Consider the following 16746-nt stretch of genomic DNA (forward strand, 5'->3'; position numbering starts at 1 on the left):
CGGTCAGCGCGTCACGCGGGACCGGCCGGCGGCCGCCTCGCGCACGATCTCGTCGGCGACGATCCGCAGCTTGCGGTTCTCGTCCTGGGACCGGCGCGACAGCAGCTCGAACGCCTCGTCCGGCCCGATGCCGTGCTCGGCGACGAGGACGCCCTTGGCCTGCTCGATGACCGCGCGGGAGCGCATCGCGATCTGCAGGTGCTCGGCCTTCTCCCCCGCGGCCGCGAGCGCGGCCGCGTTGCCGAGCGCGACGGCCGCGTACCGGGCGAACAGCCCCAGGTCGCGCTGCGCCCGCTCGGTGACGACCGGGTGCGGCGGGTTCCCGAAGCAGTAGACGTTGACGGCGCCCTGGCAGCGGTCGGGGTCCGGCAGCCCGACGGCCACGACGGACCGCACCCCCCGCCGGTGGGCGAGCACGCTGAAGTCGGTGAAGTCGGGGTCGTGCGCGGTGTCGTCGATGCGCACCGTCCCACCCGACTGCGCCGCGGCCACGCAGGGACCGAACCCCAGGGAGTACTGCCGTTCGTCGAGTTCCACCGCGAGGTCGCCGTGGAATGCCGCGGTGAACGGCTTCCCGTTGCGCAGCAGCGTGATCGACACGTCGTCGGCGCCGGGTACGCACTCGACGGCGAGGTCGGCGACCCGGCGCAGCAGCCCGGTGAGGGGCTGGTCGGCCAGCAGGCGCCCCAGTTCCAGGAGCGCGGCCTCGAGGGGCAACGGCATCGGACGTCCTTCCCTGCCCGACGCGTGGCGTCGGGCAGGGAGAGCGGTCGGGGGGCGGTGAACCACCTCCTGACAGCCACCGTCGCCCGGGGCGTGCCAGGAGTCGAAGCGGTCGTGCTGTGGGGCTGGGGGTTCAACCGCTGGTGAAGCTACACCACGGCGGTCACCGGGCGCTCACTGCGCGTTCTCGGCCTGCGGGCCGTCCTGCTCGTCGTCCTGCTCGGCCTCCTCGGCGAAGCCGGTGTCGTTGCCGTACCCCGGCTGGGTGGGGCTCTCGGCGGCTTCCTCGGACCCGGGTTCCTGCGACGGCTGCGTCATCACGACGTTCCTCTCCTCGCTCGCTCGACCGGCTGGCCCGGACGTGCTCCCCGGACCGGTGTTCCGCGGTCGACGCTAGGGGCTGGGACGCCACCCCGCTCCCCGAGATCCTCCGCCCCTCCCCGCCCCTCCGCGATCGAGGACACCCGCCCCGCGATCGAGGACAGCGAGCAGGCTCGGGGCACAGGTGTCCTTGATCGCGGAGCGGGTGTCCTCGATCGCGGGGTCAGCCCTCGAAGGAGCCGGTCCGGGCCAGCCGCTCGGCGAGGTGGTGGAGCTTGACGTTGCGGTCCTGGCTGATGCGGGTCAGGACGGCGAACGCCTGGTCGGCGTCGACCTTGAACCGCTCCATGAGGATCCCCTTGGCCTGGCCGATGAGGTCGCGGTTGCCCAGCGCCGTGCGCAGGTCGTCGAACTGCTGGGCGTCGGCCAGGGCCACGGCCGCGTGCGCGGCGATCATCGACCCGACGGCCTCGGACTCGGCGTCGAACGCGGCGGGTTCCCGGGACAGCAGGTTGAGCCCGCCGAGGGTGTTGCCGTGCACGAACAGGTGGAAGCAGAGGACGCTGCGCACACCCAGCTGCCGGGCCGGGGCGGCCAGGGCCGGCCACCGCGGGTCGGCGCCCAGGTCGTCGGTCCGCACGACCGGTTCGGCGGTCATCGCGTCCAGGCACGGGCCCTGCCCGGCGTCCTCCTGCGCGGCGTCGACCCGGCGGGCGACGTCGTCGGTGACGGCGGCCGACCAGATCCGGCGCCGGCCCCGCACCAGGCTGATGGAACCGCCCCCGGCCCCGTCGACCATCGCGACCGCCGCGTCCAGCACCTGCTGCATGACGCCGACGGGGGCCTTCTCCCGCTGCAGGTCCCGGGCCAGGGCGGCCAGCGCCGCCGCGACGGGCTCGGCCCCGTCGCCGGTGGACACGGGGGGCAGCGTCGACTCGGTCATGGTCCGGGCTCCTTCGGGACGTCGGCCGCGTCTCGACCTCGGTTCCCCGCCACAGTAGCCCCGATCACACGACGGGGGGCAGCGCTCCCTCGGCCTCCCGCAGGTCCACGACGCGGCGGGCGTGCGCCTCCTCCTGGTCGGCGGCCGCGCGCTGGTCCCGGAACCACTGCACGGTGCGGGCCAGGCCGTCGGCCCAGTCCACGCGGGGTTCCCAGCCCAGGACGGTGCGGGCCAGGGTGGTGTCGGGCCGGCGGACCTGCGGGTCGTCGACGGGCCGGCCGACGAACTCCAGGGGGGACCTGGACCCGGCGGCCGCGATGACGTCCTCGGCGATGGCGCGGACGGTCATCTCGGTGGGGTTGCCGATGTTCATCGGGCCCGGGTGCCCGCTGGCGGCCAGGGCGAGGATCCCGGCGACGAGGTCGTCGACGTAGCAGATGGAGCGGGTCTGCTGCCCGTCCCCGGCGACGGTGACGGGTTCGGCGGCGAGGGCCTGCCGGATGAAGGTGGGGATGGCCCGGCCGTCGGCGGCGCGCATCCGCGGACCGTAGGTGTTGAAGATGCGGACGATCGCGGTGTCGACGGCGTGGGTGGTGCGGTAGGCGGTGGTGAGGGCCTCGGCGTACCGCTTGGACTCGTCGTAGACGCCGCGCGGGCCGACGGGGTTCACGTGCCCCCAGTAGGTCTCCGGCTGCGGGTGGACCTGCGGGTCGCCGTAGGTCTCCGAGGTCGAGGCCAGCAGGAACCGGGCGCCCTTCTCCTTGGCCAGCCCGAGCGCGTGCCAGGTGCCGGTGGCCCCGACCTTGAGGGTCTCCAGCGGCAGTTTCAGGTAGTCCACGGGCGAGGCGGGCGAGGCGAAGTGCAGGACGAGGTCGACCGGGCCGGGGACGTGGACGTACTCGGTGATGTCGCACCGGCGCAGGTGGAAGCCGGGGTGCTCCATGAGGTGCGCGACGTTCGCGGGGGCGCCGGTGAGGAAGTTGTCCAGGCAGACGACCTCGACCCCGGCGTCCAGGAGCGCCTCGCACAGGTGGGAGCCGAGGAAACCGGCACCGCCGGTGACGACGGCGCGGCGGAACGGCAGGCGGTTCTCGGGCATGGTGCCGATGCAACCACCGCGCGCGGCCCTGCGCTCGTCGGTACGTTCGCGACCATGCCCGCCGCGCCGCACGCCGCCCAGCACGCCCCTCCCCCGGTCACGGTCGTCGTCGCCACCCGGGACCGCGCGGCGGACCTGCGCCGCACCCTGCCGCGGCACGAGGCGGAGGTGGTGGTGGTGGACAACGGCTCGACCGACGGCACCGCGACCGTGGTCGGCGAGGAGGCCGCGCGCCGCCGCGCGGCGGGGGCCCCGGAACTGCGGTCGGTGCGGCCGGGCCGGAACCTGGGCGCGACGGCGCGGAACCTGGGGGTGCGGGCCGCGCGCACCCCGCTCGTCGCGTTCGCCGACGACGACTCCTGGTGGGCGCCGGGCGCGCTGGCCCGGGCCGCGCGGGTGTTCGAGCAGCACCCGCGGCTGGCGCTGCTGGCGGCCCGCACCCTGGTGGGGCCGGCCGAGGAGCTGGACCCGGTGTGCACCGACATGGCTTCGGCGCCGTGGGGGCGCGACCCGGACCTGCCGGGACCGCACGTGATGGGTTTCGTCGCGTGCGCGACGGTGGTGCGCCGGGAGGCGTTCCTGGCCACGGGGGGTTTCGACCGCGTGGTGCACTTCGGGGGCGAGGAGGAACGCGTCACCTACGACCTGCTGGCCGCCGGGTGGGGGCTGGCGTACGTGGACGACGTGGTCGCCCACCACCACCCCTCCCCCAGCCGGGGGACCGCGCAGTCCCGGCGCCAGCTGTTGCAGCGCAACGCGTTGCTGACGGCCTGGATGCGCCGGCCGGTGCGGGTCGCGGCGGTGCGCACGGTGCGGGCGCTGGTGGCCGGCGGGGAACCGCGGCACGGCGCGCTGGCCGCGGTGCCGCGGGTCCCGGCGGCCCTGCGCGAGCGGCGCGGGACGTCCCGGCTGGTGGAGGAGAGGTTGAGCGTCCGTGGCTGAACCCGCTCAGCACCCCGTCGAGGACCTCACCGAGGACCCGCGCGTGAGCGTCGTGATGATCACCTGGCAGCGGCGCGAGGAGGCCCTGCTGGCCGTCGAGCGGTTGCTGGCCCTGCCCGAGCGTCCCCGCGTCATCGTCCTGGACAACGCCTCCACCGACGGCACCGCCGACGCGCTGCGGGCCGCGCACCCGCGCGGGACCGCCGACGGCGACCGGCTCGACGTCGTGGTCCTGCCGGAGAACCAGGGGGCGGTGGCCCGCAACACCGGGGTCGCCACGGCCCGGACCCCGTACGTGGCGTTCTGCGACGACGACACCTGGTGGGACCCCGGTTCCCTGGCGCGCGCGGCCGACGTGCTCGACGCCGACCCCCGGGTGGCGGTGCTGACGGCGCGGATCGTCGTCGAGCCCGGCGGGGTGGAGGACGGGATCGTCACCGAGCTGCGCGAGTCCCCGGTGCGGGGGGCGCCCGGTCTGCCCGGTCCGGCGCTGGGCAGTTTCCTCGCGGGGGCGTCGGTGGTGCGCCGCAGCGCGTTCCTGGCCGTCGGGGGGTTCTCCCGCCGGTTGTGGCTGGGCGGGGAGGAGGAACTGCTGGCCGCCGACCTCGCCGCCGCCGGGTGGGAGCTGTGCTACCTGGAGGACCTGCAGATCCACCACCAGGCCTCGGTGCTGCGCGAGTCGACGCGGCGGCGGCGCGACGGCATCCGCAACACCCTGTGGTTCACGTGGTTGCGCCGTCCACTACCGGCGGCGGCGCGCCGGACCCGGGACGTGGTGCGGTCGCTGCCGGCGGACCGCACGAGCGCGCTGGGGGTGCTGGACGCCGTGGCGGGGCTGCCGTGGGTGCTGCGGGAACGGCGCGTCCTGCCCCCGCACGCCGAGGCGCGGTTCACGGCCCTGGAGGACTCCCAGCGCCGGTCCCGATCGCGCGACTACAGCCGCTGACGTTCCCGGTTGCCGCCCCCTGCGGTCGGTGTTGGAGTGACACCCGTCGGGGTGCAGCAGCGTTGCCCGGGCAGCTCCGTCAGCACGATCCGAGGAGATCTGCATGCGCGATGACCGTGATGAACTCGTCAACGACCACCTGGGGCTGGCCCGGGGGCTGGCCTCGCGCTACCGCCACCGCGGCATCCCGAACGAGGACCTGGAGCAGATCGCCTACCTCGGGCTGGTGAAGGCCGCCGAACGGTTCCGGCCCGAGCACGGCTGCGAGTTCGGCGCCTTCGCGACCCCCACCATCAACGGGGAGATCCGCCGGTTCTTCCGCGACCACGGCTGGTGCGTCCGCCCGCCGCGACGGCTGCAGGAACTGCGGGCGCGCCTGATCCACGAGGACGCCACGGGCCTGACCGACGAGGAGCTGGCCGCCCGCCTCGACGCCACCGTCGAGGAGCTGCACGAGGTGCGGCAGGCCACCCACGCCTACTCCGCCCTGTCCCTGGACGTGCCCCGGCACGACGTGGCCGGCGAGGAGGACGCGACGGCGCGGGTGGACGACCTGGTGTCCCTCCAGGGCGCGGTCACCACGCTCAGCGAGCGGGAACGGCGCATCCTGCGCCTGCGCTTCTACGACGACGCCACCCAGACCCGCATCGCGCAGGACCTGGGCATCAGCCAGATGCAGGTGTCCCGGTTGCTGGCCGGGATCCTGCACCGGCTGCGCGAGCACCTGGGGGTTCAGGTGCCGGTCCGCGAGGTCGCCAGGCCGGTGCGCCGCCGCATGGCCCCCGAGGGCGTCCCCGCGTGGTCGCGGATGCCGTCGAGCAGTTCGACCAGCACGTCGCGCGCGGCGTGAGCCGGGCGCCAGCCGAGCTCCTCGCGGGCCCGGCCGGTGTCCATCACGGGGACCCCGAAGCCGAGGTCGACCCACCCGGGCTGCACGGGGTGCACGTGCGCCCGGTACGTCAGGTCCGCGGCCGCCCGCACGACGCGGCGGTCGACGTCGACGTACCGGGGGGAGTTCAGCGCCAGCGCGAGGTCGCGGTTGCCGAGGACGGGTTCGTCGGCGACGTTGAACGCCCCGCCGGGGGCCCGTTCGAGGATGCGCGCCAGGGCGTCGGCGAGGTCGTCGGCGTGCACGACCTGGAACCGCACCTTGGTGGGCAGCGGCAGCACGGGCAGCGGCACGCGGCGCAGCAGGCGGGTGGGGACGAGCGCGCCGAGGAAGTACCGGGAGATCTCGCTGCCGGCGTCGCGCTGGAACACCAGGGCCGGGCGCACGCGCGTGACGGTGAGCTCGGGGTGGTCGGCCAGCACCGCGTCCAGGTGCTCCTCGACGGCGACCTTCTCCCGCGAGTACTGCGAGCTGCGGATGCCGGTCGCCGGCCACGACTCGTCCACGCGGCCGTCGCCGACGGGGTGGGTGGCGTAGGCGCCGATGGAGGACAGGTGCACCAGGTGCGGGACGCCCGCGGCGAGCGCGGCCTGGACGACGTTGCGGCTGCCGCCGACGTTGACGCGCGTCAGCTCCTGCGGGTCGCGGGCGGGCTGGATGAGCCAGGCCGCGTGCACGACGGCGTCGACGCCGCGCAGCACCTCGGTGAGCCGGGGCACGGCGCCGGGGCCGGCGATGTCGAGCGACTCCCACCGGACGCCCTCGTAGGCCCCCTCGGGCCCGGGGCCGTCCGGCAGGCGCCGGCAGATCCCGACGACCTCGGTCCCCGTCCCGGCCAGGCGGCGCAGCAGCGCCGTCCCGACGTTCCCCGAGGCCCCCGTGATCGCGACCTTCATGCGCGTGCGCTCCTTCGTCCGCGGATCGGGTGAGCAGCGCCCACCCTGCGGTGCACCTACCCGTGCCCGGGCCGCCGAAACCGCTGTTTCACCGCGCGGGCCCGTCGGCGAGGGCGTAGCACGGAGCCATGGCCCTGCTCACTTCCCTCTTCGACGCCCCCTCGCGGTGGACCGCGCTGGACCCGCTGGCCGCCAAGGCGGCGGCCGTCGCGGACCGCGTGCTGCCCGGCGGGTCGGTGCGCGGTCTGCTGCACGGGCGCCCGGCCGGGCACCCCGCCCACCCGGCGATGGCCCAGGTGCCCATCGGGACGTCGGTGTCCGCGCTGGTCCTGGACGTGGCCGCGACCGTGCTGCCCGGGGCCGGGCCGCTGGAGGTGCCCGCGCGGGTGCTGGCCGCGGTGTCCGTCGCCTCGGTGGCCCCCACCGCGCTGGCCGGGTGGGCCGACTACGTGGACCTGCACCGCGACCAGCAGCGGACCGCGATCGTGCACGCCAGCGGGAACGCCGTCGCCGCGACGCTGTGGGCGGCGTCGCTGCTCTCGCGCCGGCACGGCCGGGCGCTGCGCACCGCGGGGACGGTGGTGGCCGGGGCCGCGGGCGCGCTCGGCGGTCACCTGGCCTACCGGTGGGCGGCGGGCGCCAACCACGCCGAGCACCTGCCGCACCTGGCCGGTGACGGGGAGGGGTTCACCGACCTGGGGCCGCTGGCGGACCTGCCGCAGGACCGCCCGCAGCAGCGGTGGATCGGGGACGCCCCGCTGTGCGTGCTGCGCCGCGGCGACGACGTCCTGGCCCTGACCGACACCTGCACCCACCTGGGCGCCCCCCTGCACGAGGGCAAGGTGTCCGGTTCGGGGGCGGCGACGACCATCACCTGCCCGTGGCACGCCAGCGAGTTCCGCTTCCGCGACGGCGCGGTGGTCGGGGGGCCCGCGACGGCGCCGCAGCCGACGGTGCGGACGCAGGTCCGCGACGGCCGGGTCCTGGCCCGCGTCGACGGCCCGCCGCAGTGACGCCGCCCCGGGGGTTCGGCTCGTGGTCCGGCGGGAGGGCCCCCGGTTCGGCGGGGTGCGGGAACTGCTCGTCCGGTTCCCGCGCCTGGGCCTGGCCGCGCGCACCGCGCTGGCCGCGCTGGTCGCCTGGCTCATCGCGCTGAACCTGCCCGGGGACGTTCCCGACACCTACCCGTACTTCGCCCCGCTGGGGGCCGTGGTCGGTTCCTACTCGACCGTGCGCAGCTCCCTGCGCAACTCGGTGCGGGCCGTCGTGGCCATCCTGTGCGGGGCGCTGCTGTCGCTGACCCTGGCCGAGGTCTTCGGCCGGGACCTGCTCGTCGTCCCGGCCGTGGTGTTCTGCGCGACGCTGCTGGCCGGCTGGCGGGTCTTCCAGAGCCAGGGCAGCTGGGTGCTGACGGTGGCGCTCTTCGTGCTGGTGGCCGGAGCGGACCACCCCGTCCGGTACGCCGTGGCCTACACGACGCTGACCCTGCTCGGGGGGTGCGTGGCGGTCGCGCTGAACGCGGCCCTGCCCTCGGTGCCGCTGGCCCGTTCGGCCCGCGCCCTGCACGAGCTCGCCACGACCCTGGCCGACCAGCTCGACGACGTCGCCGACGGCCTGCGCGCCGACGTCCCCCCGGACCTGGAGGACTGGCAGCGGCGCCTGCGGTCGGTCGCGCCCGTCCGCGACTCCCTGCGCCGGTCCCGCTGGGAGACCGAGGAGTCGTTGCGGGGCAACGTGCGCGCCCGCGCCCACGTCGACCGCGTGCGGTACCAGCACGTCGCCGGGGTGGCCCTGGAGAACGCCGCCACCCGCGTCGAGGAACTCACCGAGCTGCTGCTGGAGGCGCAGGCCACCGCCGGCCGCGACGTCGCCCTGGACGCCGCGCTGCGGCGCCCGGTGGCCGCGGTCCTGTCCGCGCTGGCCGACGTGCTGCGCGCCGACGAGGACGCCGACCGGCGGGCGCGGGGCCTGGAGCGGGTCCGGGAGCGGCTGCGGGACCTGACCGCGGTGGAGGCGGCGCGGCGGTCCGGCACCGACCGGGACCGGCAGACCGCCGGGGCCGTCGTCACGGCGCTGCGCCGGTCCCTGGGCGCCCTGGCGGCCGACACGGTGCGGGCCGACCCCGAGCTGACCGACCCCGAGGCCGTCGTCCCGACGCCGTGGACCCGGCCGGACCCCGATCTGCCCGGTGGCCGTTTGCGGTCCCGGCCCCCGGGTAGGAGGTGGTCGCAGGTCTTCACACGACGCTCGCTGCGACTGCGACGAAGACGATGACGACGAGAGGACACCTCGTGTACCGCCACACCCGAGAACTCCAGTTCACCGCCAAGCCCGAGAAACCCGACGCGCTGTTCGCCGCCAAGTTCCAGGAGATCCTGGGCGGGCAGTTCGGCGAGATGACCGTGATGATGCAGTACCTGTTCCAGGGGTGGAACTGCCGTGTCCCCGGCAAGTACAAGGACATGATCATGGACATCGGGACGGAGGAGATCTCGCACGTCGAGATGCTCACCGTCATGCTCGCCCGGCTGCTCGAGGGCGCGCCCGGCGAGGCCACCGAGAAGGCCGCCGCGGCGAACCCGGTGCTGGCCGCCGTCCTGGGCGGGCAGAACCCGCAGCACGCCATCGTCTCCGGCGGCGGGGCCCGCCCCACGGACTCCCTGGGGAACCCGTGGAACGCGGGGTACATCGTCGCCAGCGGCAACCTGCTGAGCGACTTCCGCTCCAACGTCTCCGCCGAGGCGCAGAGCCGGCTGATGACCAGCCGCATCGCGAACATGACCGACGACCGCGGGGTCAAGGACATGCTGGCCTTCAACCTGGCCCGCGACACCTACCACCAGCAGCAGTGGCTGCTCGGCATCCAGATGCTCATCGAGGACGGGTACGTCGAGACCCAGATCGAGCAGTCGAACGGTGACTGGGAGAACAAGGACGCCGCCCACGTCTTCTACACCTCGACCAACGGCAGCGCCGCGGGTGAGGGGCTGTGGGCCACCGGGAACAGCCTCGTCGACGGCGAGCCGTTCCGCACCGAGGAACTGCGTCCGCTCACCGACGACGACGGGACGCTGCCCGCCCCCGACCCCCTGCAGTACGTCACCTACGACGGCAACGCCGGACCGGCGAAGCCGGGCACCGGTGCCGGAGCGCACCTGCAGGGCGCCCAGAACGTCGTCACCAAGGTCAAGGACGCCCTCACCGGCGACAACCACTGACCCGGCCACCGGTCTCCGGGGCCTGCCCGGAACCGGTCACGCGCTGAGGTCGTGCGCCAGCTCCGCGGGCGCACGGCCCAGCAACCGGCTGCTGGCGAGGACCGGGAACTCGGTGGAGGTGAGCACCCGCGCCCCGGGCAGTTCCCGCACCCGCTCGGCCAGGACCCGGTCCTCGTGCGCCGGCAGCGGGGGGAACCCGCCCGCGGCGCGGTACACCGAGGCGCGGACGCCGAGGTTCGCCCCGTGCACGTGCCGGTGCCCGCTGGTCCACTCCCCCGCCGCGTAGCGCTCGCGCCAGCGGCTGTGCGCGGTCACCACCCCGTCCAGCCGGACGACCCCCAGCAGCAGGTCGACACCGGAGTCGGCGGCGGCGGCGTGGTGGTGGAGCCACTGCGGCGGGACGCGGGAGTCGGCGTCGGTGCTGGCGATCCACTGCTGGGACAGCGGCACCCCGGCGAGCGCGGCGGTCACCCCGGCCCGCCGGGCCGACCCGACGCACCCGGCGCGCGTCGTGACGACGCGGACGCCCGCGGCGCGGGCGAGGTCGGCGGTCCCGTCCACGCACCGGTCGGCGACGACGACCACCTCGACCGGCACGGGGCACTGGCGGGCGGCCCGGTCCAGGGAGGTCAGGCAGTCGCCGATCGTCTCCTCCTCGTCCCGGGCGGGGACGACGACGCAGATCCTCACGGCACGCGCTCCTCGACGCGGGCGGGGGATCCCGCGGCCGGGGCGCCGGTCGTCCCCCCGGTCCGGTCCGACGGCGGACCGGTGCGCGAGACGTGACGTGCCACCGCCACATCTTTGCGGTGCCGAGCCCCGCTGTCCAGGGCCCCGTGGGGGGGCGGGCGGTGGGCGGTCCGGGGCGCAGCCGTGACGGCCACGGCACCTCCTGCGACGTCGGCGGGTCCGCGTCGGTCTGCACGGAAGTGTCCGGCGCACGCTAGCGGTCCCCGGCGCGGTCGGCACGTCAGACCACCAGGCGGCTCCAGACGGTCTTGCCGCCGGGGCGGGTGCGCACCCCCCACTCGTCGCTGAGCACCGCGACGAGGTTGGTGCCGGGGGCGCCCTCGGGGCCGACGGTCTGGAAGTGCGGCCCGTTGGGGTCGCGGTCGCTGACGGCGACGACCACGCCGTCGGCCCCCTCGCAGTCCACGCTGAGGACCACCGGCGGGGCGCCGTGGGCGACGGCCTCGGTGACGAGCTCGCTGACGACGAGGTCGGCGTGACCGCGCAGCAGGGCCGCGTGCTCGACGCACCAGTGGTCGTCCAGGAAGCGCCGTGCGTGACGGGCCGCGGAGCGGTCCCCCACGACGGCGACCTCGGCACTCGGGAACCACTCGCACATGGCTCCCGATCGTCGCCGACGATCGGGGTCCGCGCGCGTCAGGACCGGTCGGCGGCGTCCGGCGCGGGCGCGTCGACGACGTCGACGACGTCGGACAGGCGCGTCACGTCCAGCAGGAAGGCCACCGGCCGGCTGGGGTGGACCGTCAGCCGCGCCGGGCGCACGGTCACGGCGAGGCGGGCCAGGAAGGCCGCGCCGGCCGAGTCCATGAAGGTGACGTCCCCGGCGTCGACGGCCACGGGGCGGGTGCGCTCGCGCAGCCGGGCCGTGAGGTCGTCGACGGCGTCGTCGAGGTGCGGGCGCAGCTCGTCGTCGACCTCCCCGGCGAGGTGGACCACGACGCGGCCGGGTTCGTCGTGCACCCCCACCCGCCCGGTGGCCCCGGGCACGGGGTCGGTCACGAGGCCCGGCGAGGGGTTCGGCACGGGGTTCGGCACGGGGTCGGGGAACGGCGTCGCCACGCTTGTCCTTCCCGTCACCGCTGCGGTGACTGGATCCTGTCGGCGTGATGTCGATCGACTGTCGGCCCGCCCTGTGCTCGAGCTGGTCGCTCGACCGTACCTCCCGATCCGTCCCCCGTCAGCACCCGGTGGTCGCGGCGGCCGCCGCCGGGCGGCGCCGCGACCGGTGGGATCACGCCCCGGCGATCAGGTCCCGCAGCGTCCGCAGCTGGTACTGCGACGTCTCGTGCGCGGTCTCGTCCTCGGCGAACACGTTGGAGACGACGATCGCGTCCTCGCGGTCGAGGAACCCGGTGCCGCGGAGCGTGGCGAACAGTTCCGTCCAGTTCACGTCGCCGTCGCCGATCTTGAGGTGCTGGTGGATGCGCGCGGCGTTCCCGGGCGGGTTGGAGATGTACCGCAGGCCGTGCGAGCGGCGGTGGTCGAACGTGTCGGCGGCGTAGACCGCGCCCAGGCGGCCCGCGACCTGCGGCAGGAAGGAGGTGGCCCGGTCGCCGTAGTGGAACGTGTGCGAGGCGACGTACACGACGCCCACGCGGTCGGTGTTCAGGCCGCGGACCACGCGCCACGCCTCGAGCGCGTCCTCGACGAAGTCGTCGGGGTGCGGGTCGAAGTTCAGCGTCAGGCCCTCGCGCTCGAGGATCGGGACGATCTCCTCCATCGAGCGGTGGAAGGCGTCCTCGGAGTCCTCGCTGCGCTCGGGGCGGCCGGAGAACTCGGTGTTCAGCACCGGCACCTCGAGGTCGACGGCGATCTGCAGGACGCGCCGGAAGTTGCGCACCGCCGCGACCCGCTGCGTCTCCTCGGGCCAGGAGATGCGCTGCACGGGCAGCAGCGAGCTGATCCCCACCCCCGCGTCGGCCGCGCGCTTGCGGAACGCGGCGACCAGGGCGTCGTCGGCCTTGGGGTGGCGGAAGAAGGGGGCCACGTCGGGGTGCGGGGCCAGCTGCAGGTACTCGTACCCGGCGCGGGCCACCAGGTCCGGAAGTTCCAGCAGGTCGTGGTCGGGGTGGAACGGGGTCGGGTCGAGAGCGATCTTCACCATGCCTGGAGGCCTCCGTGTCGCGCGTGGACTGCACTGCCGGCAAGGGGCGACCTTGCCTCCGAGAGGATAGAGCCACGTGCATATGTCTTGACAATCCCCTGGCGGCGGGGAGTACGACGGCGGAGCGGCCGGCGGTTGCTCCGAGCGGGTGGCCGGCCTCTAGAAGACCCGCCGGGACTCCGACGGAACCAGCGTGGTCCGAACGCCCTCCCCCTCCGTCATCGCCACCCCCCGCATCATGGCGCTGACCGCGGGAGCCTTCTACACCGCCGGCGGGGCGGCCTCGCTCGCGGTGATCCTCAGCGCCACGTTCCCCTCCCCCGGCCCGCGCCACGTCCTGCTCGCCCTCGCCACCGTCGCCCTGCTGGGCGGCGTCGGGCTCCTGACCCGCGGCCAGCACCTGCCCCGCGACGCCTTCCACGGCGTCGTCGGCGGCGGGACGCTCCTCATCACCCTGTCGGTCCCGCTGTGCCCCACGACCGCGACCGCCCTGGCCATCTCGACCGTGTACGCGTTCGTCGCCATCGACGTCATGTTCTTCTTCCGCTGGGCCCCCGCCACCGCCCACCTGACCGCGATCTTCCTCGGCGCGGCCTGGGCCCTGCACGACCGGCCCGGGGTCACCGTCGGCGTCGCGTTCGCGCTGGCCACCGTGCTCGTGGTCGTCACCGCCGTCGTCGGGGTCCTCGTGCGGGTCGCCTCCGACGCCCACCACGACAGCCTCACCGGCCTGCGCAACCGCCGCGGTTTCGACGCCGCCCTGGACGCGGCCCTCCTGCGGGCGAGGACGGGCACCCCGCTGGCCGCGGTCCTGCTCGACGTCGACCACTTCAAGACCGTCAACGACGCCCAGGGCCACGCCGGCGGCGACCGGCTCCTGCAGTCGCTGGCCCACGAGCTCACCCGCGGCCTGCCCGCCGCCGCCGTCCTGGCCCGCTACGGCGGCGACGAGTTCGCCGTCCTGCTGCCCGGCACCACCGGCGGGCAGGCCCTCGACCTCCTCAGCGGGCTGCGGGAGTCCCTGACCCTCGCGGGCTTCTCCGCCGGCGTCGCCGGCCACCTGCCCGGCGAGACCGGCGCCGACCTGCTGCGCCGCGCCGACACCGCCCTGTACGCGGCCAAGACCGCCGGCCGCGGCCGCTGCCGCCTCGACGACCGCGACAGCGCCGACCTGGCCCGCGACCTCGCCGACGCCCTCGCCGCCGGGGACGTGCGGGCCTGGTTCCAGCCGATCGTGGAACCGGCCACCGGCCGGGTCGTCGGCGTGGAGGCCCTGGCCCGGTGGACGCATCCCACCCGCGGCCCGGTGCGGCCCGACGAGTTCGTCGCCGTGGCCGAGACGACCGGCCTGGTCGCCGAGCTCGGCGCCGCCGTCCTGGCCGACGCCTGCCGCGGGGCCAGGGCCCTCACCGCCGTCCACGGCGACGACCTGCTGCTGACGGTCAACGTCTCCGGCCGGGAACTGGTGTGCCCCGACTACGCCGACCGCGCCCTCGGCCTCGTGGCCGCCGCCGGCTGGCCCGTCGCCCAGCTCGTCGTGGAGGTCACCGAGAGCCTGCTCGACGGGTCCTCCGGCCCGGCCCTGCGCACGCTGGAACGGCTGCGCGCGGCGGGCGCGGCCGTCGCCATCGACGACTTCGGCACCGGCTACTCCGCGTTCAGCCGCCTGGACACCCTGCCCGCCGACTACCTCAAGCTCGACCACGGCTTCACCGCCCAGATCGCGACCTCCCAGCGCCGCGCCGCGCTGCTCACGGCCCTGCTCTCGCTGTCCGGGACGCTGGGCCTGACGGTGATCGCCGAGGGCGTGGAGACCCCCGAGCAGGCCGACCTGCTGGCGCGCGCGGGCTGCCCCCTCACCCAGGGGTACCTGTTCTCCCGCCCGGCGCCGGCCGAGGAACTGGTCCGCCGCGCCGGGCGGCCCGCCGCGCTCCCCGACGGGCACCCCGAGGTGCCCGCGCTGCCCGCGCGGGCCCGGTGACCCCGTCCGCGGGTGCCGCCCTCACGACCGCCTTCGCGGTCGCGGCGCTGCTCAACGCCGCCACCGCCGCCCTGGCCTGGCGCTACCGGGGACGGACCCCCGCGGCCCGGGCCCTGGCCGGCGGGGGCCTCAGCCTCAGCGCGTGGTCGGTGCTCGCCGCGCCGCAGAACCTGCCGCTGCCCCGGGCGGTGCACGACGTGCTCCTGTACGGGTCGCTGGTGGGCGTCCTGGGGGCGGTCGTCAGCCTGCACCTGCTGGCCCGCTTCGTGGCCGACCCGCACGGCCGGCCCTCCCGGCGGCACGTGGCGCACCTGGTCGCCGTCCCCGCGCTGATCCTCGCGCTGACCGCCACCGACCCGCTGCACCACCTGGTGTTCAGCAGCATCACGCCGCTGGACGCCGCACCCTGGTACGCCGACGACTTCGGCCCGGTGTTCTGGGCCCACACGGCCTGGTGCTACCTGCTGCTGGCCGACGCCGGGCTACGGCTGGGCCGGGCGTGGCTCGCGGGCTCGCCGCTGCTGCGTTCCCAGGCGGGGGTCCTGCTGCTGGCCGGCGCGTTCCCGCTGGTCGGGAACGTGGCCGTGCTGGTGGGCGAGGACCGGCTGGGCGGTCAGGACCTCACCCCGTTGTTCTTCACCGCCACGGCCGTCCTCGACGCCTGGGCGGTGCTGCGCGGCGGCCTGCTGCGCACCGTGCCGGTGGCCCGTGAGGCCGTCCTGGAGACCATCGGCGACCACGTCGTCGTCATCGACGCCGGTGGGGTGGTGGTGGACGTGAACCCCGCCGGGCGCGCCTACCTGCGCGACCGGCGGCCGGACCTGCCCGCCGACCCCGTGGGGGTGCGCGCGGCGGAGTTCCTCAGCGCCCGCGCCCTGGGCGACCTGCCGGGCGGGCGGGCCGAGTACGTCGTGGAGCACACACCCGGCCTGCACCTCGACGTGCGGGTCACCGCCCTGACCGACCGGCGCGGCCGGCCCCTGGGGCGCGTCGTCGTCGGCCGCGACATCACCGCGCTGGTGCGGGCCCGGGAGCGGCTGGAGGAGGAGGTCGCCGAGGTCGAGCGGCTGCGCGCGCGACTGGCCGAGGAGGCGGTGCGCGACCCCCTGACCGGGCTGCACAACCGGCGCCACTTCACCCCGGCCGCGCGGGACCTCGTGGGCCGGGCCTCGGCCGTCGACCCCGTCGCCGTGCTCGTCGTCGACGTCGACCACTTCAAGGCGGTCAACGACACCCACGGCCACGCCGCCGGGGACGAGGTGCTGGTCGCCGTCGCGCGGACCCTGGCCGCCGGGACGAGGGAGGGGGACCTGCTCGCGCGCACCGGCGGGGAGGAGTTCGCCCTCGTGCTGCCCGGGGTGCGGTCACCGGACGCGGCGGGGCGCGCGGAGCGGTTGCGGGCCGCGTGCGCGGCCCTGGCGGTGGAACTGCCCTCGGGGGCGCGGGTCCGCCCGACCGTGTCGATCGGGACGGCGCTCACCGAGGGGACGCGGCCCCTGGACGACCTGCTCGCGCGGGCCGACGAGGCCCTCTACGCGGCCAAGGCCGCCGGTCGCGACCGCGTGGTCGCGAACCGGCGGCCCTGAGGGGACGTCGAGCGGTCCGCTCGCGGTCAGGCGTGGCTGCGGCGGCGGACGGAGATCCAGATCAGCAGCGCGATGATCGCGCCGATGATCGAGCCGATCCACCCCGACGGCTGGACGAAACCCGAGCCGGAGTCGGCCCCGAAGATCAGCTTCCCGAGGAAACCCCCGATGAAGGACCCGACCAGACCCAGCAGGATGGTCGCCCCGATCCCCATGTGCTGCCGGCCGGGCACCAGGGCCCGCGCGATGAAACCGGCGACGAGGCCGATGACGAGCAGTCCGACGATGGTTCCGAGCATGGTGATCAACCCTCTTCCTGCGGTGGTGGTGCCTGCGGTCCCCGGGGAA

Annotated in this window: 18 protein-coding genes; 8 read left to right on the forward strand and 10 right to left on the reverse strand. The window is 75.5% G+C overall.

Going from position 1 to position 16746, the window contains the following annotated elements; genetic code table 11:
- Nucleotides 1–3: 3 nt before the first annotated feature.
- The 4 genes from ACRYRX_RS08580 to ACRYRX_RS08595 all read right to left on the reverse strand — a co-directional run bounded on the left by ACRYRX_RS08580 (nt 4) and on the right by ACRYRX_RS08595 (nt 3086).
- Nucleotides 4–723 carry a GAF and ANTAR domain-containing protein gene (locus ACRYRX_RS08580; RefSeq protein ID WP_432511429.1) on the reverse strand — a complete coding sequence of 240 codons (720 nt, stop codon included), beginning with the start codon at nt 721–723 and terminating at the stop codon, nt 4–6.
- A gap of 174 nt (nt 724–897) precedes the next feature.
- Nucleotides 898–1041 carry a hypothetical protein gene (locus tag ACRYRX_RS08585; RefSeq protein ID WP_432511430.1) on the reverse strand — a complete coding sequence of 48 codons (144 nt, stop codon included), beginning with the start codon at nt 1039–1041 and terminating at the stop codon, nt 898–900.
- Nucleotides 1042–1267: 226 nt separating this feature from the next.
- Entirely contained in the window at nt 1268–1987 is a 720-nt protein-coding gene (locus tag ACRYRX_RS08590; protein WP_432511431.1) for a GAF and ANTAR domain-containing protein, read from the reverse strand.
- Between the two features lie 64 nt (nt 1988–2051).
- Nucleotides 2052–3086, reverse strand: a complete 1035-nt coding sequence (locus ACRYRX_RS08595; protein ID WP_432511432.1) for a UDP-glucuronic acid decarboxylase family protein — start codon at nt 3084–3086, stop codon at nt 2052–2054.
- 54 nt (nt 3087–3140) lie between these two features.
- Between ACRYRX_RS08595 and ACRYRX_RS08600 the strand changes: the two genes are divergently transcribed.
- The 3 genes from ACRYRX_RS08600 (at nt 3141) to ACRYRX_RS08610 (ending at nt 5824) form a co-directional block, all read left to right on the forward strand.
- A complete protein-coding gene (locus tag ACRYRX_RS08600; protein WP_432511433.1) occupies nt 3141–4028 on the forward strand; it encodes a glycosyltransferase family 2 protein in 888 nt (295 codons plus the stop codon).
- 55 nt (nt 4029–4083) lie between these two features.
- Nucleotides 4084–4974, forward strand: coding sequence for a glycosyltransferase family 2 protein (locus ACRYRX_RS08605; RefSeq protein WP_432511537.1), 891 nt, complete (start codon nt 4084–4086; stop codon nt 4972–4974).
- 103 nt (nt 4975–5077) lie between these two features.
- On the forward strand, nt 5078–5824 hold the full coding sequence (locus ACRYRX_RS08610) for a sigma-70 family RNA polymerase sigma factor (protein ID WP_432511434.1): 747 nt from the start codon (nt 5078–5080) through the stop codon (nt 5822–5824).
- Here the strand turns inward: ACRYRX_RS08610 and ACRYRX_RS08615 are convergent.
- Nucleotides 5707–6759, reverse strand: coding sequence for an NAD-dependent epimerase/dehydratase family protein (locus tag ACRYRX_RS08615; RefSeq protein ID WP_432511435.1), 1053 nt, complete (start codon nt 6757–6759; stop codon nt 5707–5709). The two genes, ACRYRX_RS08610 and ACRYRX_RS08615, sit on opposite strands and share 118 nt — an antisense overlap.
- A 128-nt stretch (nt 6760–6887) precedes the next feature.
- On the opposite strand from ACRYRX_RS08615, the gene ACRYRX_RS08620 reads away from it, so the two are divergent.
- Genes ACRYRX_RS08620 through ACRYRX_RS08630 form a run of 3 tightly spaced genes read left to right on the forward strand, consistent with a single transcriptional unit; the run spans nt 6888 to nt 9977 of the window.
- Complete coding sequence (locus tag ACRYRX_RS08620) at nt 6888–7772, forward strand: Rieske (2Fe-2S) protein (protein WP_432511436.1); 885 nt, start codon at nt 6888–6890, stop codon at nt 7770–7772.
- 22 nt (nt 7773–7794) lie between these two features.
- Nucleotides 7795–9033: an FUSC family protein gene (locus ACRYRX_RS08625; protein WP_432511437.1), complete on the forward strand. Its 1239-nt coding sequence runs from the start codon at nt 7795–7797 to the stop codon at nt 9031–9033.
- 17 nt (nt 9034–9050) lie between these two features.
- Nucleotides 9051–9977 carry a manganese catalase gene (locus ACRYRX_RS08630; RefSeq protein ID WP_432511438.1) on the forward strand — a complete coding sequence of 309 codons (927 nt, stop codon included), beginning with the start codon at nt 9051–9053 and terminating at the stop codon, nt 9975–9977.
- Between the two features lie 36 nt (nt 9978–10013).
- Here ACRYRX_RS08630 and ACRYRX_RS08635 read toward each other — a convergent pair whose 3' ends face one another.
- The 4 genes from ACRYRX_RS08635 to ACRYRX_RS08650 all read right to left on the reverse strand — a co-directional run bounded on the left by ACRYRX_RS08635 (nt 10014) and on the right by ACRYRX_RS08650 (nt 12831).
- Nucleotides 10014–10667: a glycosyltransferase family 2 protein gene (locus ACRYRX_RS08635; protein ID WP_432511439.1), complete on the reverse strand. Its 654-nt coding sequence runs from the start codon at nt 10665–10667 to the stop codon at nt 10014–10016.
- A 280-nt stretch (nt 10668–10947) separates the two neighbouring features.
- A complete protein-coding gene (locus ACRYRX_RS08640; RefSeq protein ID WP_432511440.1) occupies nt 10948–11325 on the reverse strand; it encodes an ATP-binding protein in 378 nt (125 codons plus the stop codon).
- A gap of 38 nt (nt 11326–11363) precedes the next feature.
- Nucleotides 11364–11786 carry an STAS domain-containing protein gene (locus tag ACRYRX_RS08645; protein ID WP_432511441.1) on the reverse strand — a complete coding sequence of 141 codons (423 nt, stop codon included), beginning with the start codon at nt 11784–11786 and terminating at the stop codon, nt 11364–11366.
- Between the two features lie 172 nt (nt 11787–11958).
- On the reverse strand, nt 11959–12831 hold the full coding sequence (locus ACRYRX_RS08650) for a sugar phosphate isomerase/epimerase family protein (protein WP_432511442.1): 873 nt from the start codon (nt 12829–12831) through the stop codon (nt 11959–11961).
- A 193-nt stretch (nt 12832–13024) separates the two neighbouring features.
- Between ACRYRX_RS08650 and ACRYRX_RS08655 the strand changes: the two genes are divergently transcribed.
- Both ACRYRX_RS08655 and ACRYRX_RS08660 read left to right on the forward strand, forming a co-directional pair.
- The gene (locus ACRYRX_RS08655; RefSeq protein ID WP_432511443.1) at nt 13025–14812 is read left to right on the forward strand and encodes a putative bifunctional diguanylate cyclase/phosphodiesterase; all 1788 of its coding nucleotides are present in this window, start codon (nt 13025–13027) and stop codon (nt 14810–14812) included.
- Nucleotides 14809–16398, forward strand: coding sequence for a histidine kinase N-terminal 7TM domain-containing diguanylate cyclase (locus ACRYRX_RS08660; RefSeq protein WP_432511445.1), 1590 nt, complete (start codon nt 14809–14811; stop codon nt 16396–16398). The genes ACRYRX_RS08655 and ACRYRX_RS08660 overlap by 4 nt, the downstream gene beginning before the upstream one ends.
- A 26-nt stretch (nt 16399–16424) precedes the next feature.
- On the opposite strand, the gene ACRYRX_RS08665 is transcribed toward ACRYRX_RS08660, so the two are convergent.
- A complete protein-coding gene (locus ACRYRX_RS08665; protein ID WP_432511446.1) occupies nt 16425–16697 on the reverse strand; it encodes a GlsB/YeaQ/YmgE family stress response membrane protein in 273 nt (90 codons plus the stop codon).
- Nucleotides 16698–16746: the final 49 nt, after the last annotated feature.

Source organism: Kineococcus lubricus (assembly GCF_050871965.1).
GTDB lineage: Bacteria > Actinomycetota > Actinomycetes > Actinomycetales > Kineococcaceae > Kineococcus.